The sequence below is a fragment of the Bdellovibrionales bacterium genome, from assembly GCA_019750295.1.
GTDB lineage: Bacteria > Bdellovibrionota > Bdellovibrionia > Bdellovibrionales > JAGQZY01 > JAIEOS01.
In genome coordinates this window covers 32,054-46,695 of record JAIEOS010000026.1, presented here as the reverse complement: position 1 = coordinate 46,695, position 14,642 = coordinate 32,054, and the positions used below count along the sequence as shown (strand labels likewise).

The 14,642-nt window shown below is 47.7% G+C and carries 14 protein-coding genes; 8 read left to right on the top strand and 6 right to left on the bottom strand.

Annotated features, from left to right (window positions below):
- Window positions 1-99 precede the first annotated feature (99 nt).
- On the bottom strand, window positions 100-798 hold the full coding sequence (locus K2Q26_06890) for an SOS response-associated peptidase (GenBank protein MBY0315226.1): 699 nt from the start codon (window positions 796-798) through the stop codon (window positions 100-102).
- Window positions 799-942: 144 nt separating this feature from the next.
- Between K2Q26_06890 and K2Q26_06885 the strand changes: the two genes are divergently transcribed.
- From K2Q26_06885 to K2Q26_06855, 7 genes are all read left to right on the top strand, one after another.
- The gene (locus tag K2Q26_06885; GenBank protein MBY0315225.1) at window positions 943-2,223 is read left to right on the top strand and encodes a hypothetical protein; all 1,281 of its coding nucleotides are present in this window, start codon (window positions 943-945) and stop codon (window positions 2,221-2,223) included.
- Window positions 2,224-2,400: 177 nt separating this feature from the next.
- Window positions 2,401-3,237: a Ku protein gene (locus K2Q26_06880; protein MBY0315224.1), complete on the top strand. Its 837-nt coding sequence runs from the start codon at window positions 2,401-2,403 to the stop codon at window positions 3,235-3,237.
- Window positions 3,237-5,687, top strand: coding sequence for a DNA ligase D (ligD, locus tag K2Q26_06875; GenBank protein MBY0315223.1), 2,451 nt, complete (start codon window positions 3,237-3,239; stop codon window positions 5,685-5,687). The genes K2Q26_06880 and ligD overlap by 1 nt, the downstream gene beginning before the upstream one ends.
- 111 nt (window positions 5,688-5,798) lie before the next feature.
- On the top strand, window positions 5,799-6,362 hold the full coding sequence (locus K2Q26_06870; protein ID MBY0315222.1) for a hypothetical protein: 564 nt from the start codon (window positions 5,799-5,801) through the stop codon (window positions 6,360-6,362).
- A 137-nt stretch (window positions 6,363-6,499) separates the two neighbouring features.
- On the top strand, window positions 6,500-7,378 hold the full coding sequence (locus K2Q26_06865) for a YihY/virulence factor BrkB family protein (protein MBY0315221.1): 879 nt from the start codon (window positions 6,500-6,502) through the stop codon (window positions 7,376-7,378).
- Window positions 7,335-7,913, top strand: coding sequence for a cysteine hydrolase (locus K2Q26_06860; GenBank protein ID MBY0315220.1), 579 nt, complete (start codon window positions 7,335-7,337; stop codon window positions 7,911-7,913). The genes K2Q26_06865 and K2Q26_06860 overlap by 44 nt, the downstream gene beginning before the upstream one ends.
- Window positions 7,914-8,076: 163 nt before the next feature.
- Complete coding sequence (locus tag K2Q26_06855) at window positions 8,077-8,400, top strand: hypothetical protein (protein ID MBY0315219.1); 324 nt, start codon at window positions 8,077-8,079, stop codon at window positions 8,398-8,400.
- Here K2Q26_06855 and K2Q26_06850 read toward each other — a convergent pair.
- The gene (locus K2Q26_06850) at window positions 8,397-9,521 is read right to left on the bottom strand and encodes an NAD(P)-dependent alcohol dehydrogenase (GenBank protein ID MBY0315218.1); all 1,125 of its coding nucleotides are present in this window, start codon (window positions 9,519-9,521) and stop codon (window positions 8,397-8,399) included. The genes K2Q26_06855 and K2Q26_06850 overlap by 4 nt on opposite strands.
- A gap of 222 nt (window positions 9,522-9,743) precedes the next feature.
- Here K2Q26_06850 and K2Q26_06845 point away from each other — a divergent pair, with 222 nt between their 5' ends.
- Window positions 9,744-10,565 (top strand): methyltransferase domain-containing protein, encoded by an 822-nt coding sequence (locus tag K2Q26_06845; GenBank protein ID MBY0315217.1) that lies wholly within the window; start codon window positions 9,744-9,746, stop codon window positions 10,563-10,565.
- A gap of 89 nt (window positions 10,566-10,654) precedes the next feature.
- On the opposite strand, the gene K2Q26_06840 is transcribed toward K2Q26_06845, so the two are convergent.
- From K2Q26_06840 to K2Q26_06825, 4 genes are read right to left on the bottom strand one after another with little or no spacing between them, the layout of a single operon-like run.
- Window positions 10,655-11,926 (bottom strand): hypothetical protein, encoded by a 1,272-nt coding sequence (locus K2Q26_06840; protein ID MBY0315216.1) that lies wholly within the window; start codon window positions 11,924-11,926, stop codon window positions 10,655-10,657.
- Entirely contained in the window at window positions 11,923-12,756 is an 834-nt protein-coding gene (locus K2Q26_06835) for a hypothetical protein (GenBank protein ID MBY0315215.1), read from the bottom strand. The genes K2Q26_06840 and K2Q26_06835 overlap by 4 nt, the downstream gene beginning before the upstream one ends.
- Window positions 12,753-13,556 (bottom strand): outer membrane beta-barrel domain-containing protein, encoded by an 804-nt coding sequence (locus K2Q26_06830; GenBank protein ID MBY0315214.1) that lies wholly within the window; start codon window positions 13,554-13,556, stop codon window positions 12,753-12,755. Before K2Q26_06830 ends, K2Q26_06835 begins: the two co-directional genes overlap by 4 nt.
- Window positions 13,553-14,629: a hypothetical protein gene (locus K2Q26_06825; protein ID MBY0315213.1), complete on the bottom strand. Its 1,077-nt coding sequence runs from the start codon at window positions 14,627-14,629 to the stop codon at window positions 13,553-13,555. Before K2Q26_06825 ends, K2Q26_06830 begins: the two co-directional genes overlap by 4 nt.
- Between the last annotated feature and the right edge of the window lie 13 nt (window positions 14,630-14,642).

Here is a 14,642-nt window from a genome sequence, read left to right as displayed (position 1 = left end):
CCCTCGGAGAACTTCTATTTTGCTAGCAAAAGTAGCATTCCGCAAGATGGACTTTAGCCACTTTTTTCCCTCTGGACCTTGGTCAAAAGCGGAAAGGTTCTAATTTGCAGTTGCGGTTTTTGCTCTCGATTTAAGAGGGCGTGATTTCTTAAAGTCTAAAGACGGTTCCACTTTGCAGCGGTCTAAAAACTCGTAAGCCTCTTTGCCGCTCTTAAAACCTTTGACCCATGTTTCAGCGTCGGAGGAGTTTAAAAAGATGGGGAGTCGATCATGTCCCACGGATTGAACAAATTCGCTGGGCTCACCGGTGACGATGGCAAAAGACTCCAAGACCTCGCCCGTATTTTTGTCGGTCCATTCATCAAAGATTCCAGCCGCAAATAAAAGTTCCTCGGTGTTCGGAGTAAATTCCACAATATGTCCCGCACCTAAACCCTCATGGCAGGATTCAAAAAATGAATGGACGGGAACGGCACAGTTCTTTTTTCCAAAAGATCCCTTCCAGGTCGGGACCTCGTAAATGAATTCTTTCTTTTTGGTTTTCTCGTTGAAGCGATTCATACGCGCATTGTAGGTGGCCCATTTGACCTTGGCCTCTTTCGACCACATCGGTGTGAGTGAGTAGCGCATGCGTGTGAGATGCAATTCGTCTTTCATCGACTTTAAAACAAAAGAATCTTTAAAGGGAAAAACAGCTTCGCTCTGGGGGATCCCGCTCAAAGAGATGTCGAACTTTAATTGAGGATAGAACTTTTTAAGTTGTTCAGCATCGGGGTGATAAAAATAGGAAGCGCACATGGGATGAGTTTAAAACAGTATGCGAGGGGGTCAAGGCTCACACCAGTGTTGGAATTACAGGGCCGAAAGAATTTTCTACAGGGAGCGAGGCTTTTTGTAACACGGAGCGGCCACATCTTTTATCATGCAAAAAAAGGAGTTCTCATGAATGCTGTTTTGAAGATTTTTATCTTCGTAGGTGTAGGTCTTGCGTCGATGATCTCCGTTGCCAACGATGCGACCGTCACACCCGTAAATGACATCGATGATTTTACGGAAAGTTATGCACAAACTCTGCGACCCCAAATGCGAGCGTATCGCCGATTTGGTCCTCCTTATTATCGTCCGTCGATGGAGTACCCCGTGCTTCCGCCCGTGGCTCCCTATAAAAAATTAGTTGAGCATCCTTTTCCGATCTCGAATCGCAAAGCTATCAACGCGGGTGCCGATGAAACCGGTTGGGTGCCTGTACCGGTGACTTCGGATGCCGTTTACTATCGTGCTGAGTATCACTTAAAAGATCTCGGTGCCGATGTGGATCAGTTGATTACCGAAACGGAGAGACACTATTCCACAAAATTCAGGCGCAAGTGGGTGATTGCAGGGTCGGATCGCGAAGCATTAATGCAAGCCAAACTCCATATGCTGATGTTTCCGATGGATAAATTCAAAGTGAAATTCCATCCCGGCACCTATCTCCTCAAGCACACGCGGGGCGCGCGCGACGGAGCTCCGATCCGTGGAACTCGCGGTGGAATCCCTTGGCGTCTGGAGTACGATCGCGTGGACCCGACAGACTATTCCAAATTGGTCGGAGTGTTTAAAGGCACGTTTGACAATAAAGATTGCATACGGGGTCAGTGTTTACCTGGACTCATCGTTGACGGAAAAACCATAGATGCTCCATTTCCGAACCTCGCAACTATTGCTATGAATAGCGACGGTCAAATCCTCATGGGTCGTTATGGGAATATCGGTAACACCTCGATGAACTGGCTTCGTCAAAACGAATACCCTGTGATCGAAAACGGGCAGATCGTGGAAGATGGCGCCTTCCCCACGGGGTGGAACCGATTCGGTGACGTGATTATGCGGACCTATATGGTGACAAGCCAAGATGGAAAATATTTTGGTTATGTTTGGACCATGTTCTCTCACCCGAGTTTCGTCGCGAAACTTCTCCATCAGATGGGAATTCAGAACATGATGGTGATCGACATCCATCCTGCGGTGGGTGCGGGAGTGGCGCAACCGATGGCGCTTGAAAAAGGAATTCCCTTTTTCTCGAAAGAGGGAATGTATCCCTTCATCTTGCCCGAAAGCGAAGCGATTTCAAACGCCGAGGCCGCTGTGGGGAGCTGGATCCGCGGAAGTCCCATGCAGTGGCCCATCAACTGGGCGAAGACGGGTTCGGCTACAGATTTCTTTAGTGTCCTTCTGAAGTGAGCGAAGGGGCAAAAAGCCCTTGCTCTAAAGATCTTAGCCATTTAATGAGTCGAACACCTTGGCACTGAGATTGCTCAGTGCTGGGGTATGGCCAAGAAAAAAACAAAACAAAAAAAGAAATCTCCGACGAAGAAAAAAACCAGCAAAGCAAAGTCCTATGGCGGCGGTCGTCGAGGCATGTGGAAAGGGACCATTAGCTTTGGTCTTGTCAGTATTCCTGTCTATCTTGAATCTTCTAAGGAAACAGAAAAAATACACTTTAACTTGATCGATAAGCGCGACAACGCGCCGGTCGGCTACAAACAAATCAATAAGAATACCCGACGGGAGATCGAACGCAAAGATATCGTCAAAGGTTACGAGTACGAAAAAGGCGAGTACGTCATCATGTCGGAGGCGGATTTTAAAAAAGCCAACGTCAAAGCGACGGGGACGATGGAGATCGAGGATTTTGTAGAACTCAGCGAGGTCGATCCGATCCTTTTCGATAAACCCTATTATATTGTCCCGCAAAAGGGCGGAGAGAAGGGTTACGTGCTTTTAAGGGATGTCCTCAAGCGCACAGACAAAGCCGGCGTATGCACCGTCGTCCTTCATACCGTTCAACACTTGGCCCTCTTGATCGCTCGAGAAGATTATATTCTGCTCGAGCTGTTGCGCTTCTCGCACGAAATTAGAGAACTTCACGAGGTCGATTTTCTGGATCCCGAGATTAAAAAAATCAAAGTGTCGGATCGTGAGCTCAAGGTCGCAGAACAAGTCGTGCATGGTATGACTGGGAAATGGCAACCCGACAAGTACCGCGACACCTATCAAGATGATTTAATGAAGCTGATCAAGGCCAAAGTTCGTAAAGGCGCGACCACCACCGTGGAAGAAGTCGCGACCGAAGAGGAAGACGAAGTGGCACCGAATACGAACGTGATTGACTTAACCGCGCTGCTTGAGAAAAGTTTAAACGCCGCCAAAGGTAAAGGCTCTCGCCGGAAAACATCTAGCGAGAAGCATGCATAATGGGACTTCTCGGAAAATATTATTCCAAGCGAGATTTTAAAAAGACCGCGGAGCCTCGAGGAACTGTTAAAAAATCCAAGGGGAGTTTGTCGTACGTGATCCAAAAGCACCATGCGCGACGACTGCATTACGATTTCCGTCTGGAGTTTGAGGGCGTTCTTAAAAGCTGGGCGGTGCCCAAAGGGCCCTCGCTCAATCCTAAAGACAAGCGATTAGCGGTGGAGACCGAAGATCATCCCATCGACTACGCAGGCTTTGAGGGTGACATTCCCAAAGGGGAATATGGGGGTGGGCACGTGATTGTATGGGACAATGGAGAGTGGACACCCCTCGGAGATATCAAGGCGGGACTTAAAAAAGGTCACATTGATTTTGAGCTCAACGGTCAAAAGCTGTCGGGACGATGGTCTCTCGTCCGACTAAAAAAGACCGAAAAGGGAAAAAACAATTGGCTCTTGATTAAAAAACAGGACGAAGCGGCCAGCGAAGATTTCGATATCATCGAAGAGATGCCCGACAGCGTACTGGCTTCTCCACCCAAAGCTGCGACAGCTCCTTCAACTCAGTTGAAAAAAACAAAGTCCAAGAAATCGAAGTTAGCCTCACCACCGCGTTTTGTTGAACCGCAGCTCGCTCGCCTGGTTGAAAGTGTGCCACAGGGTAAGGAATGGCTTCACGAAATGAAGTTCGATGGTTATCGCACGCAATGTCGCATCGACGGCAATAAGGTGCAGTTCTTTACTCGAAATGGACTCGACTGGTCGGGGAAATACAAGTCTCTCAAAAGTGAAATTCAAAAACTTCCCACACAAAATGCGCTGCTCGATGGTGAAATCGTTTGGATCGATGACCGCGGACATGCCTCCTTCCAAGGTTTACAAAATGCGATTTCCGAAGGTCATTATGATCGTGTTCTTTATTATGTGTTCGACATTCTCCATTATAATGGGGAAGACGTGAGAGTTCTTCCGCTCGAGGACCGCAAGAAAATTTTAGAAACTCTTTTAAAGAGAGTCGGCAAACGTTCAAAAATATTATATAGCCAACATTGGAAGGGTGCGACCGGACGGGAGATGCTCGCTAAGAGCTGTGCCCTTCAGTTGGAAGGTGTTGTTTCGAAAGATGCCACGCAGCCTTACCGTTCGGGCCGGAATGATCTGTGGAGGAAGACAAAGTGCTCCTTGCGCCAAGAGTTTGTGATTGGAGGGTTTACAGATTCCCCCAAAGCCTCCCGCGCCATCGGTGCCCTTCTTATGGGTTTTTATGATGAAAATCATCATCTCCGATATGCAGGAAAAGTGGGAACGGGTTTTACAGAGAGCACTTTGGCGGATCTCGCAAAAAAACTTAAGCCTCTTAAAATTAAAAAATCTCCTTTTGATATCAACTCTCCCTCGGGCCGTTTAGCTCATTGGGTAAAGCCTCAGCTGATTGGAGAGGTGGAATTCAAGGCGTGGACGGGCGATAAAATCATTCGGCACGGTTCCTTTCAAGGTTTACGTACAGATAAAGACTCTAAGGACGTTCAGCGAGACGTGGCGGTGAAGACGCCGGGAAAAGTGCAGGGAGTCAGAATCTCTCATCCGGAGCGTATTTCATATCCAGCGTCGGGAACTCGTAAGTGGGATGTTGTCGATTACTACGATGCGGTTTCGGACTTGATGCTTCCTTTTTTAAAAGATCGACCGATGTCTCTTCTTCGATGCCAAGAGGTGGCTGGTGAAAACTGCTTTTTTCAAAAACATGCTGAGGGTCGCAATCTTATTGGTCTCGGTAACAAACCGGTGCATTACAAAGACAAGAATGACACTGCGATTGTGATCGAGAATCGCAGAGATATCATCGAAGCGGTGCAGGCGGGAACGATTGAGTTTCATGGATGGCAGGCGAAATTTTCGAAGATCACAAAGCCAGATCTGATTGTTTTCGATCTCGACCCTGAGAGTCTCAAGTTATGGAGTCGGGTGGTGGACACCGCCCACGAAATTCGTGACATGCTTCAACAATTAGGGCTTGAGTCTTTTGTAAAGGTCACGGGAGGTAAAGGTCTTCACGTGCAGGTGCCAATAGTGCCCAATTATGAGTGGGACGATATCAAGGCCTTTTCCAAAAGCTTAATGAAAGTTCTAGAAAACAGAGAGCCGAAAAACTACACCACCAACATGATTAAAGCACGAAGGAAGAATCGAATCTTTCTCGATTACCTTCGCAATGGGTACGGGGCCACGGCGGTGATTCCCTATTCGGTCAGAGCTCGTGAGGAGCCGGCGGTGGCTCTACCCATCGCGTGGTCTCAATTGAAAGACTCGCTAAGACCCAATCAGTTTTTAATTCCGGAGGTCCCAAAGTTGATCAAAAACCGCAAGGATCCCTGGGCCGGCTATTTTAAGCTCAAGCAGTCGATTCCCACCGCTCTTCTGGGAAAAGGCGAAAAAATTCCTCGATCATAGCAAATTGCCCCCTTGAGATCGCTTGAGAGCGCGAAAGGCCCCAGAAACTGTGGCTCTTATATTGCAACCTTGGCCGTTAGATAAGAACACTAACCTACGCAAAGGACAAACATGCAACAACCTAACACAGACAGAAATTCGCAGATCACTAACACTAAAGATAAGAATCGCTCCAATCGTGAGTCTTCACAACAGCAAAATCGTTCAGGCTCATCCGGCGCTTCCGACTGGGCTGCGACAGTGGGATCAGTTCTCGCTGCAGAAGCTGCAAGCTACGCCCCTCAATTGCTTGAAACCGTCTACGCCGGGATCCAGAAGAAATTGGGGAATACAAAAATGGAGAAATGGGTTTCTCTATTAAATCTTGAATCCGTATCGACCGGTCAATCGGTCGCTCAGAACTTACTTCGTTCCGCATTTCCTGACTTTCCAGAAGACCTTGAAGTGACAGATATTCCTTCATTGATGAAGTGGGAGCCAATTAAGTCGAAGATCGCAAAATACCCGATCGCAAGTTCGGCGGTGATTGTTGCTGGTGTCGGCGCCCTTTACCTTTTGAGCGAGTCGTCCTTTCTTAAAGGAACCACAAAGTCGTCGGTAAAGACCGCGGCGAAATCTGCAGTTAAAAAAGTCGCGGGAAAAGCGACTAAAGTTGCAAAAAAATCGAGAAGATAATTTAAGCTGATTTCATTTCGGTTTTTAAAAAGGCACGAGCATCCGCTTGTGCCTTTTTAATTTAGACGATGGGAAATGTCGGTGAAGACCTTTTTTTAGCATGACCTTTGCATTTTAGATTTACGGAGAAAGACGTTATGATGAGAAAATTAAGTTTTATCATTCATCAGTTCAGTGAGGATGAGATTTTCACTCGCTCGTCTTCACTGGCCTACTATACGGCTCTGGCCATGGCGCCCCTGGTGATTCTTTTCGTATGGCTACTTTCCTTAATGAATCTCAATCTGCAGCAAGAGATGGTGCAAGAGGTGGCAAGACTTATCGGCTCGGATGGAGCCACGCTGGTGCAGGCGATCATCCAGGGGGCCAATGATCGTCCCGATCTCTCCTCCGTAAGTGGCTGGGTGGGACTCATTTGGCTGTTGGTTTCGGCCAGTGTTATTTTTGTTCAACTTCAAGACACTCTCGACACTATATTTGATTTTAAAAAAGATATCGCACAGAACGAAACCACTGTTGCATTTGTAAAGAGAACTGTAGTTGATCGGTTATTTTCGATGGGAATGCTGCTGACGTTTGTGTTTATGTCGATCGTTTCGCTGATTCTCTCCTCGGTCATTTCGTTCTTTGTGATCAATAGTGAGGTAGAGGCGTTGATGCATCTGATTTCGACGTTGATCAACCTTACGATATTTACATTTTTATTTGCGATCATCTTTAAGTGGATGCCTAGTCAGCGAATCTCCTTTAAGAGCAGTCTCATCGGCGGGGCCATCACCTCCGCCTTATTCATTATCGGTAAAACGGCAGTGGGAATATATTTGGGGACCGCCGGACTTGGTTCCGCCTACGGTGCGGCAGGATCACTGATTGTTCTGTTGGCCTGGGTGTTTTACTCATCGCTCATTTTTTTTCTGGGGGCTGAAATTTCCTACGCATTTATAATACGGGCAGAGAAAGGGGCGGATGTTGATGCGAAAAAAGACTCCACTCAAAGTAAAGCTAAGATCAAATAAAACTGCGCTTCTCATTTTAGATATGTTGAACCCTCTGGATTTCCGGGAGGGGAAGAAGCTTTTACCCTTTGCAGAGAAGGTGGCTCAAAAAATTTCTGTGCTCAAAAAGAGGTTTAAAGCCAAAAAATCGCCAGTGATTTACGTCAACGACAATTTTGGGAAATGGCAGTCGGATTGGAAGAAGATCTATGAGATGTGCACAGAAGAGGCCTGCCTCGGTAAAAACATTGCGTTAAAAATGAGGCCCGAGGACGATGATTATTTTGTTCTTAAACCCAAGCATTCTGGATTTTATTCTACTAATCTCGAAACTCTTTTGCAGTTTCTAAAAATTGAGAATCTAGTGATTGTCGGGATCGCAGGAAATATCTGCGTTCTCTTCACGGTCAATGATGCGTACATGCGCGACTATCACGTGACAGTTCCAAAGGACTGCACGGCATCGAACACTCTCGCCGATAATCGTTTTATGCTCAAGCAACTCAAAAATGTTTTTAATATACCCGTGGTCCTATCCAGGGATATTCAGCTTTAAGTTGTTTCATTAAGAGACAATGAGAGCTTAGTTTTTTTGTCGAACTCTTTGATGATTTTTCCGCAGATCCGAGGAATGAGTCTAGGGCTTGGTGGGTTCCTTGCCGATCGAGGATATTTAGAGAAGTGCTCACGACGAGCCGATAAAGAGAGGCGAGGGTGATATGAAAAATAAACGTAAAGTGAGTATATTGGCGTCAATGTTTGTAGGTATGAGTATGGTTCTTATTGCCTTTCAGAATTTCACCCCTCATGACCCTATGAAGAATCAGGACGGTCGTGATCTTTACATGAATCATGCACTGATGAAGGCCCTCAAAGACGCTGACGCCGAAAAGAAAGCGCAGCAGGACGCAATTCACGCCGAAAATGATCCTGCCTTTAAGGAACGCGAGATGAAAGTCATCACTCTTCAAGTGGGTGAAGGAATAGATACGGCCGATAGTGGCGAAGCTCGCAGCCCAGCAAGCTCCACCACATCGAACTAATGAGCCTTTCGCTTTCCTCGAGGTGTATAACCGAGAGTCTCTAGAAGCCCTTTGTTTTCGTGTTCACCCGCAAGGGAAGACATATCAATCACGTAGCGATAATCCACCTCGCCATTATCCAGTTCATCAAAAACTTTATTCACCTCTGATATCTCGATCAGTTGAGTGTCGGGGAGAATGTTGTGTTTGCTACAGAAGTTAAGAACTTCCTGAGTCTCCGCCACTCCTCCGATAAGAGATGTCGCAAGCACGCGTCGATCCATGATCATCCCGCTGATGTCGAGGGGCTTCGAAAGAGGAGCGATGCAGCCGACGATGGTGAGGACTCCATCGCGCTTTAGTAAAGGAATATGCTGGTTGGCATCGTGAGGTTGAGGAATTGTGCTGATCATAAAATCAAGAGAGCTTTCCGCTTTTTTCATGGCGGCGCTGTCGCTCGACAAGATCACTTGTTTCGCGCCCAATTTTTTTGCGTCTGTCATTTTGTCTTTAGAGCTGGTGATCGCGGTCACTTCCGCTCCCATAGCTCTGGCCAGTTTTATGGCCATGTGGCCGAGTCCACCGAGCCCGATGACACCCACTTTTGTTCCTTTCCCCACCTTCCAATGTCGAAGGGGCGAGTAGGTGGTGATTCCAGCGCAGAGAATGGGAGCCACAGATTCTGCCGGTAAGTTTTTAGGAATTTTTAGCACGAAGTCTTCTTTGACGACGATCATGTTGGAGTAGCCGCCGTAGGTGTTTTCGTGCTTTTGAGGTTCGCGCAGATTTCCGTTGTAAGTGCCGGTGGCTCCTTTTTCGCAATACTGCTCGAGACCTTCTTTGCAACTCTCGCAACTCTTACAGGAATTGATCATGCAACCGACGCCGACGGTGTCACCGACTTTAAATTTTTTGACATTCGGGCCCACGGCTCCAACGACACCGATGATCTCGTGGCCGGGCATGCAAGGATAGTTGGTGTTTTGCCATTCGTTGCGGGCCTGGTGCACGTCGGAGTGGCAAACGCCGCAGTAGTGCACATCTATTTGAACTTCGTGAGCCTGAGGAGTTTTCCTTTTAAATTCGTAAGGTTTTAATTTTCCTCGTGGGGACGTTGTGGCGTATCCGATGGCATGTAGCATTTTTCCTCCTCTGCTCAACAATGAACCAATTTGCATCGCTCCCGCCCAACGCGCGCGCGACCCACCCCATAAAAGCACTATCTGTGCCACTGTCCGGAAGGTACGCCGATACTTTTTGAGAACCACTGCGGCAAATGTTCTTTTGCCGCAGTGGTTCTCAAAAAGTATCGGCGTACCTTCCGGACAGAATGTTGGGTAGATTGTGGCGATATGGAGGATGTTATGAAAAATTTGGTTTTGGTTTCTGTCTTTGCGTCTTTCGTGTTGGGTTGTAGTTCCAAGCCCCAGGCTCCCGCGAAAGTTCCGATGAAGGCTCCGGCTTCGATCGAGGAGGCGGTGGCTTCCGAATACCGTTCCCCCGAAATGAAATTGCGGGATCAGTATCGTCACCCGGTGGAGACGCTGAAGTTTTTTGGTGTCGAGCCCTCGATGACGGTGCTTGAGATTTCTCCGTCCGCAGGGTGGTACACTCAAATCCTTGCGCCTTACCTCAACACCAGCGGGCAGTATGTGGCCGTGCAAGTTCCTTCGAGCATGAGTGACTACATGAAGAAAAATAATGAGGCTCGTGACGGATGGCTTAAGGCTCACTCCGAGATCACGTCTAAGGCGAAAACTGTCGATTTTAACGACGAGATCTATCCTGAGAATTCCGCCGATATGGTTCTCACCTTTAGAAATGTCCATAACTGGATGAGCAATGGGGGAGAGGATAAGGCTTTTAAATCTTTCTACAAGGCTCTTAAGCCGGGTGGGATTCTCGGTGTGGTTGAGCATCGGGCCGATCCTAAGAAGAAGCGCGATAAATCGGGAAAATCAGGTTATGTCCTCGAGCAGGATGTGATTAAGATGGCTTACAAGGCGGGCTTTAAGCTGGTTGGAAAATCCGAGATCAACGCCAACCCTAAGGATACAAAGAATTATCCCGAAGGCGTGTGGACTTTACCTCCGGTGCTTCGATTGAAAGAGAAAGACCGCGAGAAGTACATGGCGATTGGTGAGAGCGATCGCATGACATTGAAATTTCAAAAAGTAGTGAAGTAATACTCAGGAAGTGAGCACCTGCGAAAGATCTTTAGATCTTTCGCTCGGTTTGAAGGGGCCGATTCATCGAAAAGGATCGGCGTACCCTTTTACTTGATGGTGACGGGTGTGTATTCGATAGTTAATTTCGCGTTATCGTCGTAATCGAGATCGAGGTCGCCGTTGAGAACGAGTTTTTGGCGTGCCTCGTCGTAGTACCAACCCTTGGTGTCGTCTTTAGGAATTGTTTGATTTCCGTACTTCACAACAATCGGTTGGCTGATATCTAAAACGTGAGTGAGCGCGATTTCTTTGCGTAAGATTTTACGAACGATGGTTTTTCCGATATCCCCTAATTTTTCGCCATACTGACGATCCATGAGGTCGAAGCCCACGCCGTTGGATTTTTGCAACATTTCACGAAGGCGGAAAGGTCCTGAGTTGGCCTGACGAATTTCGGGATCCACCGGGTTGATCGAACAGTTTCTCATGTCGGCCCGTGGATATTCACGCAAACCGCGCGCGGGATTTCTCTCGAAGGTTAAGAGCTCACTGTAGCGAGCGAGAACTCCGTAGGAGAAGACCGAAAGGTCCCCTGTGGCTTGGCTATTTAAGTAGTTGGCCATCTGGTCGGGAGTCACATCGGGAGTACGATCATCAGTGTCCGAGAAAATAATCACCGCTAAGTGCGCTTCACCGGCACGACGAAAGTTATTGTTGGTCGAAGCCATTTGTTGAGAGAGTGCTGCCATCACCGGAGAGAAAAGCTCCTCTTGCTCCGGTCCTGTAAGAACGGGGTCATCTTTGATGAACTTTTCGGTTCCAAGTTTAAGCGTTGCGGCTAATGTTTTGACAAGATCAGGAGTTTCGCGCGTCACGTAGTTGATTTTTCCACGGTTGGCGGTGCAACTTCCATTGTTGGTGGCATTTCGACCACCGACGGGACGCAATTCGCCGAGAGCACAATCGCGCTGAGCATTTTTAAAGTTGACAGAATCCCAGGCGCTAACGACACCGATGCGGAAGTCGAGACGGCGACCTTGCTTCTTTAAGAACGCATCTGTGAATTTATCGATATTTTTATCTAACTTGTCTTGATCGCAATACATACTGTCTGATGTATCCATAACAACTAACACGTCGAGCTTGGAATTGTACTTGGTGTTGAGATCTTCGGTTTGTGTAAAGCGCGCATGCGGCGTCGGAGCCGGAGGAGGCGTTGTCTGTTGCACCTTGCTCTCACGAGGACCAGTGTAACGGATCGGCTCGAGTTTTTTCGGCGCAGGCTGGACGGCGGCGAGATCGGCAGACCGCTGTTTAAAGCAAGCGGCTTGCGAAATGCTCAATGCGAGAATTAAGGAGAGATTAAGAGTTTTCATCACATGGTCCTCCCAGATTTCTTCTGGCAACGATTCACGGTAGCTTCGTAGCTATTCACTTCATCGAGCCACTGGTCATTGTTACTGTGTTTAAATACGAGTTCGTCATCCGAGCGATCACCGGGCTCACCTTGTTTATCGGCGAGTTTGGTCTCGATATGCGCGCGTTGAACGGCTTCGATTTCGATCAGATTCATTTTTTGTAAGATACGGTAGTTTTCGTTGTGATCCATTTTCGCTAATTCTTGAAGTCGTTTCGTCATACCGTTCATGTCCCGGTGAGCGGCGGCGTCCACCATTTTTTCGTCGCGGAAAAATAATTGAGGCATATGCGCGAGAAGCGGGCCCATCTGTTGCCACTTGTTGGCGTTTTCGATCCATTTTGTCAGAGCTTCGCCAGAGAATTCATTGCGACCTGTTTTTGCGAGCTTTTGCAAAGATTCCACCTGACTGCGCTTTTGAATTTTGAATGTCTTAAGGGTTCTAAAAACGGCCTGATAGTCGCAAAGTTTGAGTTCGACCAGGGCGCGAAGCAAGTAAACTTCAGTGCTCGTCATGGCATTAAATGCGGGAGACGTCAGGGTGTGTGCAAGGGCAATGGCTTTGTCGTATTGCTTGAGCTGAATATGGGCCCAAGCTTTCTCTTCCACCGCAAGGAGCCAGCGGTCAGATTTCGCAGGAACGCGATCGTACAATTTAATCGCGTCCTCGTATTTTTGCTGTTCAAATAATGTTCTCGCTTGAGTAAAAACGACCTGCTCTTCGGACAAACCGAAAGCCGATCCCGAGAATATCGTCATAGCGATGAGAGTTGAAAGAATTAGGCGAATCATAAAAGAAATCCAATTCCAAAGTTGGCGATGATGGAGTCCACGCTGCGTTCACCGTTATAGATTTTGTCTTTGTGATTTTGGTAACGAACTTCGATACGACTGGTGAGCCAAGAGTTCCACCAGATTCCCATACCGACACCGCCGGTAAAAGCGGCAGAGGATCCACTGTCTAAACGCACGGTACCGCCTCCCGCAAGAAGATAAAAATCAAATTGAGTGATCGCGGATTCAAGCCAGCTGACTTTCCCATAGATCGGGTACCAGTTCACCACGGCTAAATAGGTGTTGATCGGGAAATCGATATCGGGAACGGTTCCGCTTCCAGAGCCGGCTTGAGCATCGAAGACGCGTTTGCCTTCGGCAGTCAGCTCATTTTTACTGTCGATATAGCGTAAACCGAAAGACCAACGAGGAGTGATGTGAAGATCGACGTTGGCGCCCCAGTTGCGGGTGTCAACGTAGCTATCGCCGCCGTTAACGAATCCATAGGAACCGCCGAACTCAAGGCGCCAGTTGCGATCCACTTCGCGCTTTTGCACCACTCTCATCGAGTTGTCGGGTTGAAGCGCCATCGCTTTATCCACCACATCTTGCTGAGTTCCGAGAGAGTCAAATTGTGAACCCATGTCGATGTCTTTGATCTCGTTTTGGCGAGAAGGCATGGTTTTGTTTTGTGTCGCGGCTTTTTGAACCGACTGTTTTTGGACGGACGACTTTTGAGAGCGACGTGCCTTCTTAGTTTGAGCACTCGCAGGTAAAACAACGGCTAGTAAAGTAAGGATGAGTACGATTTTTTTCATGGCGTAGCTCCAGCAGTCACAGCAGGTGTAGTTGTTCTTGGCTTAAGATTAATTGCAAATTTAATTGTCTTTTTGTCAGACGTGGTTCCGTTAAATGAGTTGTTCACTTGGAAGGTGACCTGAACTTTAACTTGTTGAGATGAGGCCTCGGCGCCATTCATCTGCATCTGGATGATTCGGTGATTGAGAGTGTCAAAGTTGAAAGTGAATTTCCACTTGTCCTCGCCCAAAAATTGACCCACGTTGGTAGGACGGATGTAATAAGCTCCGGGAGTTTCAATGTTGTTATTAACGACAGGGTTATTGCCTGGGATGCCTGGATCATAGCTTAAAACGATTTCGGGAGCTTGGCCGTTAGAGGTTCCTGGGGCTTTCACTTCGATGGAGAAGGGGTGAACTTCGCCTTCCTTACGATTTTCATTGTTCGCAAGGCCCGTAATTGTGAAGCTCGGTTTTTCGTTGCTACGGCGAACGATATAGTTGATGGATTTTGTTTTTGCGATCACATCAAAAACGCGCTTGACCGCGGTGTTGGTCTCGGCTTTTTCATCGACAAATTGAAGATTGCTAAGCTGAATTTGGAATTCGCCTTCCATCTCATTCTGAGTGCGAGGGATAAGGCCAGAGCGGGGAGCCCATTCGAGGCGGTATTCGCCCAAGTTTGTTTCTTCTTTAATGACCTGAAGACGGGCGCCTTCAGGGATATTGGCAACGCTCACTCCGAATTTCACTTTGCCTTGGAGAATGCGAACTTTAAATGTGAACGCGTTGGCTTTACCTTCGACGAAGCGTGCGGCTCCGACCGCGTCCACTTGGAAGACTTGCCCTTGAGCTAATGTCTGTTCCACTTCGCGATTCACGTAGCGAATCACTTCCACAGGAACTTCTTTTGTCACCACCACTTCTTTATCGACGTGACGATATTCGATGCGCGGCTGACCATTGGCCGCATCGGGAGAATTGGCAGGAACTAACCCTTGTTTATTGTACTTTTCGATCGGGTTATTTTTTGTTGGGCCGCAAGCTCCGATCAAGAAGCTTAAAGCTAAAATTGAACTCATTAATTTACGCATAAATTCTCCCCCT

Bases quoted from the DNA above. Each gene is read 5' to 3' on its own strand.
- K2Q26_06890 (MBY0315226.1), bottom strand. From the start codon at position 798: ATGTGCGCTTCCTATTTTTATCACCCCGATGCTGAACAACTTAAAAAG.
- K2Q26_06885 (MBY0315225.1), top strand. From the start codon at position 943: ATGAATGCTGTTTTGAAGATTTTTATCTTCGTAGGTGTAGGTCTTGCG.
- K2Q26_06880 (MBY0315224.1), top strand. From the start codon at position 2,401: ATGTGGAAAGGGACCATTAGCTTTGGTCTTGTCAGTATTCCTGTCTAT.
- ligD (MBY0315223.1), top strand. From the start codon at position 3,237: ATGGGACTTCTCGGAAAATATTATTCCAAGCGAGATTTTAAAAAGACC.
- K2Q26_06870 (MBY0315222.1), top strand. From the start codon at position 5,799: ATGCAACAACCTAACACAGACAGAAATTCGCAGATCACTAACACTAAA.
- K2Q26_06865 (MBY0315221.1), top strand. From the start codon at position 6,500: ATGATGAGAAAATTAAGTTTTATCATTCATCAGTTCAGTGAGGATGAG.
- K2Q26_06860 (MBY0315220.1), top strand. From the start codon at position 7,335: ATGCGAAAAAAGACTCCACTCAAAGTAAAGCTAAGATCAAATAAAACT.
- K2Q26_06855 (MBY0315219.1), top strand. From the start codon at position 8,077: ATGAAAAATAAACGTAAAGTGAGTATATTGGCGTCAATGTTTGTAGGT.
- K2Q26_06850 (MBY0315218.1), bottom strand. From the start codon at position 9,521: ATGCTACATGCCATCGGATACGCCACAACGTCCCCACGAGGAAAATTA.
- K2Q26_06845 (MBY0315217.1), top strand. From the start codon at position 9,744: ATGAAAAATTTGGTTTTGGTTTCTGTCTTTGCGTCTTTCGTGTTGGGT.
- K2Q26_06835 (MBY0315215.1), bottom strand. From the start codon at position 12,756: ATGATTCGCCTAATTCTTTCAACTCTCATCGCTATGACGATATTCTCG.
- K2Q26_06830 (MBY0315214.1), bottom strand. From the start codon at position 13,556: ATGAAAAAAATCGTACTCATCCTTACTTTACTAGCCGTTGTTTTACCT.
- K2Q26_06825 (MBY0315213.1), bottom strand. From the start codon at position 14,629: ATGCGTAAATTAATGAGTTCAATTTTAGCTTTAAGCTTCTTGATCGGA.